We start from the raw sequence: 15,044 nt of genomic DNA, 5'->3' as shown, positions 1-15,044 counted from the left end.
TGGATGAAAATCGAAGAGTTGAAACTATTTATCAAAGTAGCTGAACTTGGAAGCTTTACCGCCGCCGCAAATGCACTTGATCTACCACGAAGTAATGTAAGCCGTAAGATTATCGATCTTGAAAACACCCTTGGTGCAAAATTGTTTCATAGAACAACTCGAACATTATCCCTTACGAACAATGGTGAAGCTTACTATCAAGAAGTACTCAAAGGACTCGCCATTCTCGATTCAGCCAACGCAATGGTCACAAATGCAACCTCGAATGTCACAGGCCGTATAAAGCTAGGCTTATTACCGGAAACTCATGAGTTATTGCAACCCATTTTGTTTAAGTTTCAGGACAATTACCCAGATGTCGAACTTGATGTACGCAACATTACTAACGGTTTTAATGACATGCATCTACAAGGGTTAGATCTTTGTTTTCATGGCGGACAATTGTTCGATTCAGACTTGGTTGCCAAAAAAATCCTATCATTAGGCCGTTGCCTCGTAGCTTCTCCAGCCTATCTTGAAAAATACGGGAAACCAACCAAACTTGATGACCTTCAGCACCATCAAAGCATCTGTTTTCGTTGGCCAAGTGGCGAAGTTGATGACCATTGGCATTTTGCTCAACAAAGTATCAAGCTCTCACCCAAGCTCATTTGTAACAGCATAGGGTTTGTCAAAAGTGCCACTATGCTCAATAGAGGGATCAGCTTCGTCCCTAAGTTAATGGTAAGCAAAGAAATTCAGGAAAATAAACTGGAAATTGTATTAGACGGCCAAACAACGATCGATGAAAATGGTTGGTTGCTTTATCAACAACCGCGCAGTTTGAATACCGCCAGCCGCACACTTATTGATTATTTGGTCACTGAAGTACCGAAACTCAGCATATTGTCCTAACTTTTAGGACAGTGAATCTCATAAATCACCGATTATCCGAATAGTGTTCAATTGTAAGATAGCTCGCAACATCAAGGAGCTATCTTATGAATACATTCAACAAAACCACTTTGGCTGTATTACTGATCAGTCTTACTGGTTGCAATCAAAGTATCTCTTCTACGCCCACGACTAAAGCAGAACGCCCCGTTCAAGTTATTGAACTACAAACAGCACAACCAACAAGTCAGAAATTTTTTAGCGGTGTGGTTCAATCGCAAGAACAAGCGGCATTAGCTTTTCGTGTTCCCGGGACAATCACAAATATTTCGGTCAAAAAAGGTGACGTGGTCACTAAAGGCCAAACACTTGCCCAACTGGATCCTCATGACTATCAAGTCGCCCTCGAGGAACTACAAGCCCGCATGCTAGAAGCAAGATCTGCCCATAGGCTTGCCAAAGCCGAGTTAAAGCGTGTGCAGCAAGCAATACAAGATGATGCCATTGCCAATGTTAATCTTGACCGCGCCATCAGTGGGTACGAACGCAGCCAAGCGGCAGTCAAAGTGGTTGAAAAAAATATTCAACGTGCGACGGACACCTTGAACTACACCACCTTAACAGCTCCTTTTGATGGTGTTATTGGTGATATCACGCTTGATAGCTTTGAGCAGGTATTGCCAGGACGTGCCATTCTAACACTGCAACAAAACAACCAACTTGAAGTGGAAATTGACGTACCAGAAAGCCTAATTGCACAATTCAAGCTAAACCAAGTTGCTGCCCTTTCTTGGTTCCAATCAGACAAAAGTTTGCTCGCGACAGTGTCTGAAATCACCACAACGCCAAATCTTATCAAACAAACCTACACAGTCACCTTAACCCTTGACGAGCATGACAGTGAACTTTTCCCGGGGAAAACGGTGACAGTCAGTACCCCTCTATCGCTCTCAGACAGTGATTACTGTTTGCCTTACTCAGCCTTGATTGGAAATAAAGAAGACATGCATGTTCACCTTATTCGCAATAACCTTATCACGAGAGAAAGCGTTACCCTGCAATCTTTAGATGCCTACAGCGCTTGTGTTACTGGCAATTTCGCCGCTGATGATTATGTCGTTATCAGTGGTAGCAGCTATTTAACGCCCGGTGATAATGCACCGACATTGATCATTAAAACGCTATAAGGAATCACCATGATCAATTTAGCCGAATTCGCGATACGCCAGCGAACATTCGTCATTTTTTTCAGCGTACTAAGCATCATTGCAGGACTTTACTCTTACTTTGATTTAGGAAAATTAGAAGACCCTAGTTTTACGGTTAAAACAGCTGTTGTCGTGACGCTGTACCCAGGAGCTTCCGCCGAAGAAGTCGAATACCAAGTCACCGATACCATAGAAACAAAACTCCAAGAAATGGGCTCACTCAATCGACTACGTTCATTATCTCGACCGGGCCTTTCAATGGTATTTGTTGATTTAAAAGAAAACCTCAACTCTAAAGATTTACCACAGCAGTGGGATTTATTACGTCGGAAAGTGAATGATGTAAGCTTGCTCTTACCTGCAACAGCACAAATGAATATCGTTCAGGACGAATTTTCTGAAGTCTACGGCATGCTATTTTCGATTCATAGCACCGATGCAGCACCAGAAGAGTTACGCCGCTATGCAGAAACACTTCAACGCCAATTAAAAGCTGTTGAAGGTATCAAGAAAATAGAACTTCATGGGGTTCAACCGCGCGCTGTTTATATTGATTTACCAGACGAGCGTCTCGCGCAGTACGGTTTATCTGCCTCTCAAATTTGGAACCAATTGAATGCTCAAAACATGGCTTTTGAAGCAGGTAAATTCGATGCAGGCCAAGAACGCATTCGCGTAAACCAAAGTAGTAATTTCCAATCATTGACCGATGTTAAAAACCTCGTCATTAAAGGCGGTATCAGCGAATTAGGAACCGGTCTTATTCGCTTAGGTGATATTGCTAATGTCACTATGGGCTACCAAACACCAGCATTAACTGAAAACCGTTTTAATGGCGAGCCCGCTGTAACATTAGCCGTTAGCCCAGTTCAAAGTATTAACGTTGTCTCGCTTGGCGACTCAATAAACACCATTATTAAAGACTTTAAGCAAACATTACCATTGGGCGTTGAAATATCAACAGTGGCCTATCAACCCGAAGAAGTCCAAAAATCAATCGATGATTTTGTCATAAACTTACTAGAAAGTGTGGCCATCGTCTTCATCGTCCTTTTGGTATTTATGGGCTTTAAAAGTGCTTCGATCGTCGGTGGCAGCTTACTGCTCACTATTCTATTGACACTTGTCTACATGAACATCAACAGCATTGATTTACATCGGGTTTCTTTGGGCACATTTATTCTTGCATTGGGGATGCTTGTCGATAATGCCATTGTCATCACAGATATGATGCAGTCAAAACTCAACAAAGGTATAGAACGTACAGTCGCAGCCATTGATTCAGTGAAAGAAACCACACTGCCCCTACTTGGCGCTACGGTAATTGCCATCATGGGTGCCAGCCCTGTTTTGTTCTCAAAAACAGATGCAGCTGAATTTGCAGGTTCTGTCTTCTACATCATCGCCGCTTCACTGTTACTTTCGTGGTTTGTCGCCATGACATTCACCGCTTTAATGTGCTGGTTATTCATTAAACCACAATCAATCAAATCAGACGTAAAACCAAGCCGATTAAGGCAATGTATTCACTGGACAGTCGATCACCCGGTAAAAACACTCACAGGTCTGATTCCGCTTATCATAGTGACGGCTATTGCCGTTCCATACATCAATGTTAACTTCATTCCACAATCTGATCGCCCTGTTGTATTCCTTGATTACTGGCTACCAAACGGCGCAAAAATAGAGCAAACATCGGCTGACATGAAAGAAATAGAACAATGGCTACGCGCTCAACCTGAAGTCGAAAGCATTTCAACTATGATTGGCGCGAGCGTCCCTCGTTTCTCTGTCACTGTAGAACCTGAACCACTCGACCCTGCCTATGGCCAAATACTTATCAACACAACAAACTTTGAAGGCATCAACGCCCTCGTTGCACGTGGTGATAAATGGCTAACAGAAAATTACCCAAACGCAGAACCACGCTTCCGAGGTTTGAAGCTAGCTACAGCTGATAAATATGCAGTAGAAGCTCGTTTCTCTGGGCCTGACGTTAGTGTTTTACATCATCTTGCTGAGCAAGCAAAAGTCATCATGGCAGCACACCCAGAAAGCAAATATGTACGTGATGATTGGCGCCAAACCAGTAAGGTCATTACACCGATCATTAATCAAGAAAAGTTACGACGTGCAGGGATCAACCGAGCTGATATTGCATTCGCGATGAAACGAGCATCAAATGGTATACCACTCGGTCAAATGAACCTAAATGATGAACTAATCCCAATTCAACTTCGCGGTTCAGAGCAGAGCATGGCATCACTAGAAACACTGCCTGTGAAGTCATTACTTGGCTTACACACAGTTCCACTCGGGCAAGTCGCTGATGGTTTCACGCTTTCCGCTGAAGAAAGCATGATTTGGCGCCGTAACCGTTTGAAAACCATCACTGCACAGGCTGGCGTCAGCCGTGATTCAACCCCAGCCAGAGTGCGTAATGCGATAAAAGCCGACATTGAAGCAATCGCCCTTCCCCCTGGCTATCACATGGAATGGGGAGGTGAATATTATGATGAAAATAAGGCGATTACCGATATTTTCAAACAACTACCAAAAGCCATGCTAATCATGGTTGTGATTTTGGTTGCTATGTTCAATAGCTTTAAACAACCCGCCATTATTCTTGCCACGATTCCACTTGCAGCAACAGGTGCCACTTTCGCCTTACTGGGTTTTGGCAAGCCATTTGGCTTTATGGCATTGATAGGTGCAATTACCCTCACAGGCATGATTATCAAAAACGGCATCGTTTTGATGGATCAAATAGAGCTTGAACGTAAAAACGGTTTAGCCCTGTCAGATGCAATCAAAGAAGCAACCGTAAACCGTACTATGGCGATTTCCATGGGGGCATTAACCACGGCTCTTGGCATGATTCCCCTGCTTAGCGACTTACTCTTCGATCAAATGGCAGCCACAATTATAGGCGGACTAGCTGCAGCAACGGTACTGTCATTGCTGGTGATGCCAGCCATTTATAAGCTAACGACAAAAGACACCTCTGCATTAATAAAAACAGCCACAATAGCGCAAATTTAGGAGTTATTATGACGTTTTATACATCACGAAAATTAGCCCCCATTGCTCTTGCTATGTTGTTAACTGGCTGTGCGGTTGGACCTGACTACCAAGCTCCAATGGTATCGATTGCTGAGTCATACCTAAATACAGAGGCAGCTGAAAGAGCATCGAACGACTTATGGTGGCGACAACTCAACGACGACACATTAAACGCGTTAATCAACGATGTGCAACAACAAAACGTGTCGCTAAAAGTTGCCGCAGAACGCATCAAAATGGCGAATCAATACCAAACTATGGTTGCCTCATTCAAAGTGCCAACAGTCAGTGTTGGAGCGGGATATTATAACTATCAGATAAGTAAAAATGATTCGTTAGCGGGACCATTGGTCAGCCCCATTGCTATCCCGCCAGTTACCCCTCAACTGCCATCCAACGTTACCTTAATGGACAATCAACATGACGGTGGTTATATCGGAGCCTCAGTTGCTTGGGAGTTAGATCTTTTTGGTCGTATTGACCGCCATGCTGATGCAGCTCAAATTCGCGTAGAGCAAGCAGAAATAATGACATCTGGGCTAAATACCTTATTAACGGCAGATCTCATCCATAACTATCTGCAATACCGTGGCGCACAAGCGCGAAAGGCATTGGCGCAGGCGAACATTGAAGATCAACGCAAGACACGTCAACTGATAAAGAAAGTCGTTAAAAGTGGCTATGGTTCACAATTGGATTACGCACAAGCCACAGCCGCTTTAGCTGCAACAGAAGCGCTGATCCCACAATTAGAGATTGCAGAGCAAGCGCATAAACACAGAATAGCTTTATTGCTCAATGAGCCATTAACACAAGTGGATATTCGATTAGCCCAACAGGAAAAGCTCCCGACTCTGAACGGCATTATTCCAACAGGCTTACCTTCAGATTTACTAAAACGTCGCCCAGACATTCGCGTTGCTGAACGAGAAATGGCCGCAATAAATGAAGAACTCGCTGCCAGCATTGCGAATCGATATCCGAAATTTTTCCTAACAGGCACGCCTGGCGTATCTGCCAGCAGTTTTGATGATCTGTTTAGCCGTGATTCATTGGGATGGGCTGGTGCGGTAGGGGTTAACTGGAATGTATTTGATGGCGGCCGTGGAAAAGCCGCAGTCAAAATCAATGAAGCACGATTACAATCTGCAGCGTTGCAATATGAATACACTGTAAATGCCGCGATAGCAGAAGTCGATTCCAGTTTATTTGCTTATGGTCGCTCACAAGAAACGCAGAAACAAATTGATGAAGCATTAACAGCAACCGACCTAGCTGTTAGTAAAGCAAAATCACTTTATAAAGCTGGCTTGATTGATCACCTATCAGTACTTGATGCACAACGCCAACAGCGCATGATTCAAGATAGTCAATTAGCAGCTCGCCTCCAAACAGCAAATATCACCATTGCTGTGTATAAAGCACTTGGTGGAGACTGGCAGATACTCCCACCGCCAAGTGAACAAAAAGCAATGCCAACCACCAACTCAAATAGAACGAGTGAAACATTGGTAAGCTTATAATCAATCAAGGTGTACACCAAAAGGTGTGCACCTTAATCACACTTAGTTACGAAAAAAACACAGTAAAATGAGACATTAACATCAGTTTTTAATGATTCTACAAACATTAGTTCACTCTAGTGGATGTCGCTCCATAACCCCGCTAGGATAATTTGATAGGCAATCACTAACATATATTAATAAACTGGACATCCATTTCTCAGGAGGAGTAATGAACTATATCGACGGTGTACTCCACATCGAATCTTTCTTAGCAGTGACGCTGGGTATTATCGTGCTGTTTATAGGGCGACGCTTAACTCAAGCGAGTTATTGGCTTCGTGAGTTCAGTATTCCCGAACCCGTATCCGGCGGAATTTTAATTTCCATTGCTTTCGCCATCTTACACTACGTCACAAATGTAGATGTCCAGTTTGAACTCGCTACACGTGATTTATTGTTAGTTTATTTCTTCACCACAATCGGTATTAATGCCAGCCTGGCTGATTTATTCAAAGGCGGAAAGCCGCTCATCATCCTGCTCTCGATTACAATTGGCTATATGCTAATTCAAAACATCACAGGCATTGGTATTGCTACCTTACTCGATCAACCTGCTGCATTTGGCTTACTAAGTGGTACCGTCTCGTTAATTGGCGGCCATGGCACTGCAATCGCTTGGGCACCTAAAATTGGTGAAGCCTTTGATTTAGACACTGCGATGGAGATTGGTATTGCCAGCGCAACATTTGGCTTAATTCTCGCCAGCATTATGGGGGGACCAATCGCAAAATTCCTCATTAATAAACATAAGCTGACGCCAACCAAGCATGAGGAAATGGATATAGGTACAAAACAGTCTGAGCCACAACCGCGGATCAACGCTTATGATTTTCTTGATGCGGTGCTAGCCATTCATATCTGTATCATTTTAGGGGCAATCTTAAATGAAACAATCGCATCGGCAGGCTTAGAATTGCCACTATTTGTCACGTGTTTATTTGCCGGTATTCTAATATCAAACCTTGTGCCAGCCTCCTACCCTCGCCTAACAGGTACACGTTGGCCCTCACGCAAGCCTGCGGTTGCTTTAATTGCAGATATTGCCTTAGGGGCTTTTTTAGCCATGTCGCTGATGAGCATGCAGCTATGGGCACTCATTGATTTAGCCGGGCCAATCTTTGTGATTCTAGGCGTACAGTTCATTGTCGCGGTTTGTATCGCCATCTTTATTATCTTCCCATTAATGGGTAAAACCTATGATGCTGCCGTGGTTTGTGCGGGGTTTGGCGGTATATCACTGGGATCGACCCCAACCGCAATGGCGAATATGTCTGCGGTTGCTCAAAAATACGGTAACTCCCACCAAGCCTTTATTATCGTGCCTCTGGTGTGTGCTTTCTTCATTGATTTGGCTAACGCCTTAATCATCCCCTACTTTATCGGATTTATTTCTTAAATCTCGCTCAATATATTGCTATCAAGGAGAGGGCTGATGCAGATAACCATAAAGCGTCACCCTCGCTGTCTTATCATTCTTGCTGGTTAATCCACAGATAGCCTTGATATAATTAGCAAAAATATCGTAAAAAGGTGCAAGATGAAAACAACACTTTGCCAGTGGAAATGCTTTTCTGTTGAAGAAGAAAGCCAAACCTTACCTGATGGTCGAGACATATGTTTTACCACAGTAAAACACCCAGGTGCTGTCATTATTCTTCCCGTGACAGAAAATGGGGATTTAGTACTCGTCAATCAATACCGCCCTGCGATAAAGCAATGGATTTTAGAATTCCCAGCAGGAACACTTGAAGATAGTGAGCAAATAGAAATTTGTGCGCAACGTGAATTAGCAGAGGAAACCCAATTAGCGGCAAAAAACTGGACGAGCCTAGGCCAATTATTACCCGTACCGGGATTTTGTGATGAACTTCAGCACCTTTTTCTAGCTACAAACTTAGAGAAAACAACTGGCGAGCTAGACGATGATGAAATCATAGAAGTTATCACAATCAGTACTGAAAAATTTGAATCCTTAATTGCTAACAATACAATTCAAGATGCAAAAACCATCGCCACTTATATGAAAGCAAAACTTACTGGCTTGATATAAGACTTGAGGCAATGAAAAATAACCATCATCCAACGTCAGTGAAATAGACTCGCTAAAGCCTTTTGCCTCTACAGAAGGCTTTCACCTATTCTGCTAACTTCTCCGCGCGAAGGTATACCGCTTTTACATTCGCTCCCATTAAACAACTCGAAGATACTTTAAACCCTAGCGGCTGAACCATAGTCGCAGCTAACTGCGGCGTAAGAATGATTGAAGATGTCGATTTTGTGCCATATTTTCGACTGTAACGATATTTAAGCATCAGTTGGTTTAACCAAGTCATACCATGAAGAGTAAAGCTCAGCACAATAAGTCGTCCCCCCGCTTTTAGTACTCTAAAGCATTCAGCCAAAGCGAGTTCAGGGTTAGGTATAACGTGCAGTAGATTCGCCATGAAAACAGTATCGAATGAAGCATCGGCATACTGCAATTTAAAACAATCCGCCACTTCCACACTAACATGATCTTGTTGGGCAAACCTGTCAAAAGTAATGGTGACCATTTGCTCTGATATATCAGTGGCAGTAATCGCCGTCGCAGTCTCTAGAAAACACTCCGTATAAGTACCATTACCACAGCCAAGCTCTAACACATTGCCGAGATCTTTTAATCGTCTCAGTTCAGACTTCACCAAAGTAATATCTTTTACACCAACCACATAGTTATTACTTTGCTCAAAATCTTGCGCAAAAGCTTCCCACTTGTTATCACCCATGCTTACCGCCTTTTTATGCAACTTGATCATCTAACAAGATCATCCGCCTAAAAAAAGCATCTGGCAATTAGAGTAACTCACAATCACGAAGTGATTCACATTATCATTTAATATCTACTAGCAAGATCGGAGCTAAAAGGAAGTTATTGCAAAATGGTTATATTCTGTCGCTAACACATTGATAAAATTTAATAGATGATTGCTTCACCATCGTTTCTTCGTCCTTATAAACGAAGTGAGTATTATCAAATGAACTGGCAGATAAATTTGATTGTTTCGTATAGCGTAAGATTAATCGATTACCTCTAACATAAACCGACACACTCCAATCTTCTTTAAATAGACCGTATGCTCCACCCAGTGTTTTTACGTTATACGTCAACGAGAACTTTTGCTCTTCATCTTTGCGCCAATTCGATGAACGGCTAATCGCTGTAGAGTCACCGACAACACTGTATGTACAATCTAGTGCCTTTTTATAGGGGGTTGTCACTTCACTAACATCATATATAGAAACAATGGCAGATTGCGGTTTATACAGGCGCCCTCTGCTTTCTAATGTCTGAACACAACCAGATAACAACACCAAAGTAAAAGTGCATAAGGCTAATTTTAAAATTCTCACAACGCCGCTTTGTTCCTATTCTTCAATGGACTCATTTTACAGCACCACATACTAATAAAAGTAGAGCTATGCCCCTTTCTAATCCTTTATACCAATCCGGGTGAGTAAATGATCAGGTTATTGCGCAGGAAAAAGCACTGAGAACAAAGCCTAGATTGCAGCTAGCTAGTTGCTCTAACTACAAAATCTATAACGCCGTTATCATTGATTTTAACCAGCAAGAACGATCAGTTGCTCAGTTAGATTGGTATTACATTCAAATGCTCTGCTACATTGCCAAGTCATTTCGCCAAAACAACCAAAATAAGAGATCTCATCCCTTATAGTGCAGGGTAATCGCTGACAAGCATAATATCAAGAATATCAATACAGATTAGAAGGCACGCGATGAATCTAATATGAATAAGATGTGTGATTGAATAAGATGGCTAAAGAATCAGCCAATCATAAAAGAAAGAAAATAAAAAAACGGCCACCACATATTCATGTGATGGCCGTTTAGAGCACCTAGTAACAGATGCTTTCAACTGGAATCAGCAATTACAAGTGTTTTGAAATCTCGTCAACACTCGCTTTAGCATCACCAAATAGCATTTGCGTGTTCTCTTTAAAGAACAATGGGTTTTGAACACCCGCATAACCTGTATTCATAGAACGCTTAAACACAATAACGTGTTTTGCATTCCACACTTCAAGTACAGGCATACCTGCGATAGGACTGTTTGGATCTTCCATTGCAGCAGGGTTTACTGTGTCGTTCGCACCAATAACCAGTACAACATCCGTTTCAGACAGATCATCATTAATCTCATCCATCTCTAACACGATGTCATACGGTACTTTTGCTTCAGCTAACAGTACGTTCATATGGCCAGGTAAACGACCCGCTACAGGGTGAATACCAAAGCGAACGTTCACACCTTGAGAACGCAGTTTGTCAGTAATTTCATGCACAGGGTATTGCGCTTGTGCTACTGCCATACCGTATCCAGGAGTAATAACTACTGATTTCGCATCTTTCAGCATTTCAGCAACTTCTTCCGCTGATGCTTCACGGTGTTCGCCTTGCTCTTCATCTGATGAAGACACTTGAACATCAGTACCGAAACCACCAGCAATTACACTGATGAATGAACGGTTCATTGCTTTACACATGATGTAAGACAGAATGGCACCAGAAGAACCAACCAATGCACCCGTTACGATCAACAAGTCATTCGCTAGCATGAAGCCCGCTGCTGCTGCTGCCCAACCTGAGTACGAGTTAAGCATAGAAACAACCACTGGCATATCCGCACCACCGATTGAAGCAACCAAGTGGTAACCGAATGCAAATGCGATAAGCGTTACAACAATAAGCGCAAATGTCGAACCTTCTACATTTACGAAGTAAAGCATAAGAAGGAAAGAAACCACTAGAGCCGCAAGGTTTAGCTTATGACGATGAGGTAGCATCAAAGACTTAGAGTCAATAATGCCGCGTAGCTTACCAAACGCAACAATAGAACCAGTGAAGGTTACAGCACCAATGAATACACCAAGGAAAACTTCCACAAGGTGGATATTCAGTAGTGCACCAGTTAGCTCACCATGATCAATGTAGGTATTGAAACCTACTAGCACTGCAGCCAAACCAACAAAGCTGTGAAGAATTGCCACTAGTTCTGGCATTTCAGTCATTTCAACTTTCTTCGCAAGGTGCATACCGATACCACCACCGATAACCATCGCTAAGATGATCCAGCCAGTACCATGTGCATCAGGGCCAAAGATTGTTGCGAGAAGCGCAATCCCCATACCCGCGATGCCGTAGTAGTTACCTGCGCGTGCTGTTTCTTGCTTGGATAGCCCCGCAAGAGACATGATAAATAGTACCGCAGCAACAAGGTATGCCGCTTGTACGATTCCTGCAGACATGTGTTACTCCTTATTTATCTTTACGGAACATTTCAAGCATACGTTTGGTCACCATAAAGCCACCAAATATATTGATACTTGCAATTAAGACAGCAATAAACGCCAGGAAGGTGACAATCCCAATCCCCTGACCTATCTGCAATACCGCACCAAGAATGATGATGCCTGAAATAGCATTAGTTACTGACATTAGTGGTGTGTGCAATGCATGCGTTACATTCCAAACCACGTAATAACCAACAACACACGCAAGAACAAATACCGTAAAGTGAGCAAGGAACTCAGATGGCGCGTAATTAGCAATCCAACCAAATGCTGCTAATCCCGCCGCCATAAAGCCATATTTCTTCACAGGAGAAGTTGGCTCTTTTTCGATCTTAACTTGAGGTTTAACCTCAGGTGCTGGCTGTTGAGGCGCAGCCGATACTTTGATTGGTGGCGCAGGCCACGTAATCTCACCTTCTTTGATCACAGTAAGACCACGTAATACTTCATCATCAAAATCAATGTTGATATTACCGTCTTTCTCTTTGCAAAGAAGTTTAAGGAGGTTTACAAGGTTAGTACCGTACAGCTGAGAAGATTGTGTTGGTAAACGACCTACCATATCGGTATAGCCGATCACTTTAACACCATTTGGTGTAGTAACGACTTTATCCGCTTCAGTGTAAGCACAGTTACCGCCATTAGCAGCTGCCAAGTCAACAATCACACTGCCCGCTTTCATTGAATCAACCATTTCTTTGGTGATCAACTTAGGTGCAGGACGACCAGGGATTAGCGCTGTCGTAATGATGATATCAACATCTTTCGCTTGCTCAGCGTATAAACGCTCAGCCGCTTTGTTGAATTCATCTGACATTTCTTTTGCGTAACCGTCACCAGTGCTGGTGTCTTCTTTGAAATCAACTTCAAGGAATTCAGCACCCATACTTTCAACTTGCTCCTTAACTTCAGGACGCACATCAAAAGAACGGACAATTGCACCTAGGCTCCCCGCAGCACCGATAGCCGCAAGCCCAGCAACACCCGCACCAGCTACCAAGACTTTCGCTGGTGGAACCTTACCTGCAGCCGTGATTTGACCAGTGAAGAAACGACCAAATTCATGAGCCGCTTCAACAACCGCACGGTAACCCGCGATATTAGCCATAGAACTCAACGCATCTAGTGCTTGCGCACGCGAAATACGCGGTACAGAGTCCATTGCCATAATGTTGATGTTTTTGGTTGATAGCTTTTCTAGCAATTCTTTATTTTGAGCTGGCCAAATAAAGCTAACAAGGCTTGCACCTTCTTTGATCAAATCAAATTCATCAACACCAGTTTCATCATTTACCTGTGGCGCATTAACTTTCAGAATTAAATCTGATTGCCATACATCTTCAGTTGAAACGATAGTTGCACCCGCAGCTTCAAAAGCCGCATCGTCAAAACTAGCCAAGACACCAGCATTACTTTCAATCGCAACGCTGAACCCCATTTTTAATAACTGCTCAACCGTTTTCGGCGTAGCAGCCACTCGCGTTTCGTGCGCGAGTATTTCTTTTGGCACACCAATCTGCATTATTATTCCCTGAACATTGGCATTAATGTAATGTTCTTGTATCCAACCAACAACGTAATATCAAGCACTTTGTAAGAAAAATACAAGAAAACCCAACAATAGCCGATAATTTACATCAAATGTCGCTGACTATTGAAATTAAATAACACTTTTAACACCAGGACAGAGGTCAAACCACGTTATAAAACGGGCATTTAGCTATAAGTAATTACATAAATGACTAATAAATGTATCACCAGCCAATTATCAGGCTAAAAAGACCACACTTCGTGTTAAAAATATCTGTTTAAAACGTTGGCTAGCTAATAACCACATTGAAAATTCAGCCATCATTTCAAACTTGATGATCCTGCAGTACCATCAGCGATCACTAGTACTTCATGATCCTCAAACTGTAAGACACCTATCGCATCTTCTTATTTCTACTTATTCGCGACTCGTAATATTCATCGTAATCGTTAGCCGTATCTATGCTGTGAGTACAAACAAACGACTAAGCGGCATTACTTAAACATACGGTCGCCATTTTGATCGATGAACATTCTCGCTTTATCTAGCATGAAGGTCTCTGCATCTTGCTTCGAACCCAAGAGATCAGAGCGAATAAATGTATGCGTTTTGATTTCACCGTCGATAGTTTTACAAATGCGTCCCGCAATACGGAATTGGCCACCTTCAGATATTGGCTCTGGGTAAATCAAATATCCATTATGCTCAATCGGATCGACAACCACTGGCTGTTTTTCTTCTTTATTGAAACCAAATAATTTTGACAGGAAACCCACGTCATTCATCTCCTAAAAAGCCTATGCCTTGATAATGCCACAGTGTACAGAAGAAAAATTAAACCAAGGTTAAAATATAAAGAAAAAACCTTGTGAAGCATTGCCTTGTACGCAAATTAGTCACAAAAGAACCATGTAGAACACATTAACATCGTAGATCGAAGCTAGCCTTGCGCGGCTTTTCATTAATTACGGTGTTTTATGAAAGGATGCTGCAAAAGAAGTGTATGAATGTTAGAAATGAAAAACGCCAGCATGAGAGCTGGCGTTAAAATTTGTCTACGTTATCAGCTATCGATTAACGATACATGCCGATATCTTTTTGTAGATGTACAGGAAGATCCGATACATTGTATTGCTTAGGTGATTTAGAACCACCGAAAAGAACGTCTACTGCGTGTGCAATCAATCCTTTGATATCTAACGCATAGGCTTTCTTAGTTTCAGTGCTTGATGGAGCAATGGTATCAAAGTTAAGTGCCTGTGCCATGATTGCCTCTACTTTATGGTTTAATTTTGAACTGTGGTAATAATAGCCGCTTACTTTCCGTTCCAAAAATGACAATATTTTCAAATTAAAATAAGAAAAACTAATGCGTTAATCAGTTGTTAAGCACCATTCAAAGCGAAAGAATATAAGCACAAAAAGAATGAATAAAACCGCACTTCCTCGCTA

General features: G+C 42.4%; 12 protein-coding genes. 6 read left to right on the top strand and 6 right to left on the bottom strand.

All coding sequences use genetic code 11. The features are described 5' to 3' along the window. The first annotated feature begins 3 nt into the window (after nt 1-3). The 6 genes from OCU77_RS18605 (at nt 4) to OCU77_RS18580 (ending at nt 8,759) form a co-directional block, all read left to right on the top strand. Nucleotides 4-894, top strand: a complete 891-nt coding sequence (locus tag OCU77_RS18605) for a LysR family transcriptional regulator (protein WP_048897820.1) — start codon at nt 4-6, stop codon at nt 892-894. Between the two features lie 86 nt (nt 895-980). After that, nucleotides 981-2,060 carry an efflux RND transporter periplasmic adaptor subunit gene (locus tag OCU77_RS18600; protein WP_048897819.1) on the top strand — a complete coding sequence of 360 codons (1,080 nt, stop codon included), beginning with the start codon at nt 981-983 and terminating at the stop codon, nt 2,058-2,060. A gap of 9 nt (nt 2,061-2,069) precedes the next feature. Continuing rightward, nucleotides 2,070-5,123, top strand: a complete 3,054-nt coding sequence (locus tag OCU77_RS18595; RefSeq protein ID WP_107302659.1) for an efflux RND transporter permease subunit — start codon at nt 2,070-2,072, stop codon at nt 5,121-5,123. A gap of 8 nt (nt 5,124-5,131) precedes the next feature. Further along, nucleotides 5,132-6,667 (top strand): efflux transporter outer membrane subunit, encoded by a 1,536-nt coding sequence (locus OCU77_RS18590; RefSeq protein ID WP_048897818.1) that lies wholly within the window; start codon nt 5,132-5,134, stop codon nt 6,665-6,667. 211 nt (nt 6,668-6,878) lie between these two features. Continuing rightward, nucleotides 6,879-8,105: a sodium/glutamate symporter gene (gene gltS / locus OCU77_RS18585; protein WP_048897817.1), complete on the top strand. Its 1,227-nt coding sequence runs from the start codon at nt 6,879-6,881 to the stop codon at nt 8,103-8,105. A gap of 141 nt (nt 8,106-8,246) precedes the next feature. Further along, complete coding sequence (locus OCU77_RS18580) at nt 8,247-8,759, top strand: NUDIX hydrolase (RefSeq protein WP_048897816.1); 513 nt, start codon at nt 8,247-8,249, stop codon at nt 8,757-8,759. Between the two features lie 85 nt (nt 8,760-8,844). Here OCU77_RS18580 and OCU77_RS18575 read toward each other — a convergent pair whose 3' ends face one another. The 6 genes from OCU77_RS18575 to OCU77_RS18550 all read right to left on the bottom strand — a co-directional run bounded on the left by OCU77_RS18575 (nt 8,845) and on the right by OCU77_RS18550 (nt 14,858). Then, nucleotides 8,845-9,474 (bottom strand): class I SAM-dependent methyltransferase, encoded by a 630-nt coding sequence (locus OCU77_RS18575; RefSeq protein ID WP_048897815.1) that lies wholly within the window; start codon nt 9,472-9,474, stop codon nt 8,845-8,847. 157 nt (nt 9,475-9,631) lie between these two features. After that, nucleotides 9,632-10,099 (bottom strand): hypothetical protein, encoded by a 468-nt coding sequence (locus OCU77_RS18570; protein ID WP_048897814.1) that lies wholly within the window; start codon nt 10,097-10,099, stop codon nt 9,632-9,634. Between the two features lie 540 nt (nt 10,100-10,639). Beyond that, the gene (gene pntB, locus OCU77_RS18565) at nt 10,640-12,016 is read right to left on the bottom strand and encodes a Re/Si-specific NAD(P)(+) transhydrogenase subunit beta (RefSeq protein ID WP_048897813.1); all 1,377 of its coding nucleotides are present in this window, start codon (nt 12,014-12,016) and stop codon (nt 10,640-10,642) included. A gap of 10 nt (nt 12,017-12,026) precedes the next feature. Then, nucleotides 12,027-13,583: a Re/Si-specific NAD(P)(+) transhydrogenase subunit alpha gene (gene pntA, locus OCU77_RS18560; RefSeq protein ID WP_048897812.1), complete on the bottom strand. Its 1,557-nt coding sequence runs from the start codon at nt 13,581-13,583 to the stop codon at nt 12,027-12,029. Nucleotides 13,584-14,086: 503 nt separating this feature from the next. After that, nucleotides 14,087-14,368: an HlyU family transcriptional regulator gene (locus OCU77_RS18555; RefSeq protein ID WP_048897958.1), complete on the bottom strand. Its 282-nt coding sequence runs from the start codon at nt 14,366-14,368 to the stop codon at nt 14,087-14,089. Between the two features lie 298 nt (nt 14,369-14,666). Next, nucleotides 14,667-14,858 carry a hypothetical protein gene (locus tag OCU77_RS18550; RefSeq protein WP_048897811.1) on the bottom strand — a complete coding sequence of 64 codons (192 nt, stop codon included), beginning with the start codon at nt 14,856-14,858 and terminating at the stop codon, nt 14,667-14,669. Nucleotides 14,859-15,044: the final 186 nt, after the last annotated feature.

Source organism: Photobacterium swingsii, assembly GCF_024346715.1.
GTDB classification, from domain to species: domain Bacteria; phylum Pseudomonadota; class Gammaproteobacteria; order Enterobacterales; family Vibrionaceae; genus Photobacterium; species Photobacterium swingsii.
This window is presented reverse-complemented; position numbering and strand designations above follow the sequence as displayed.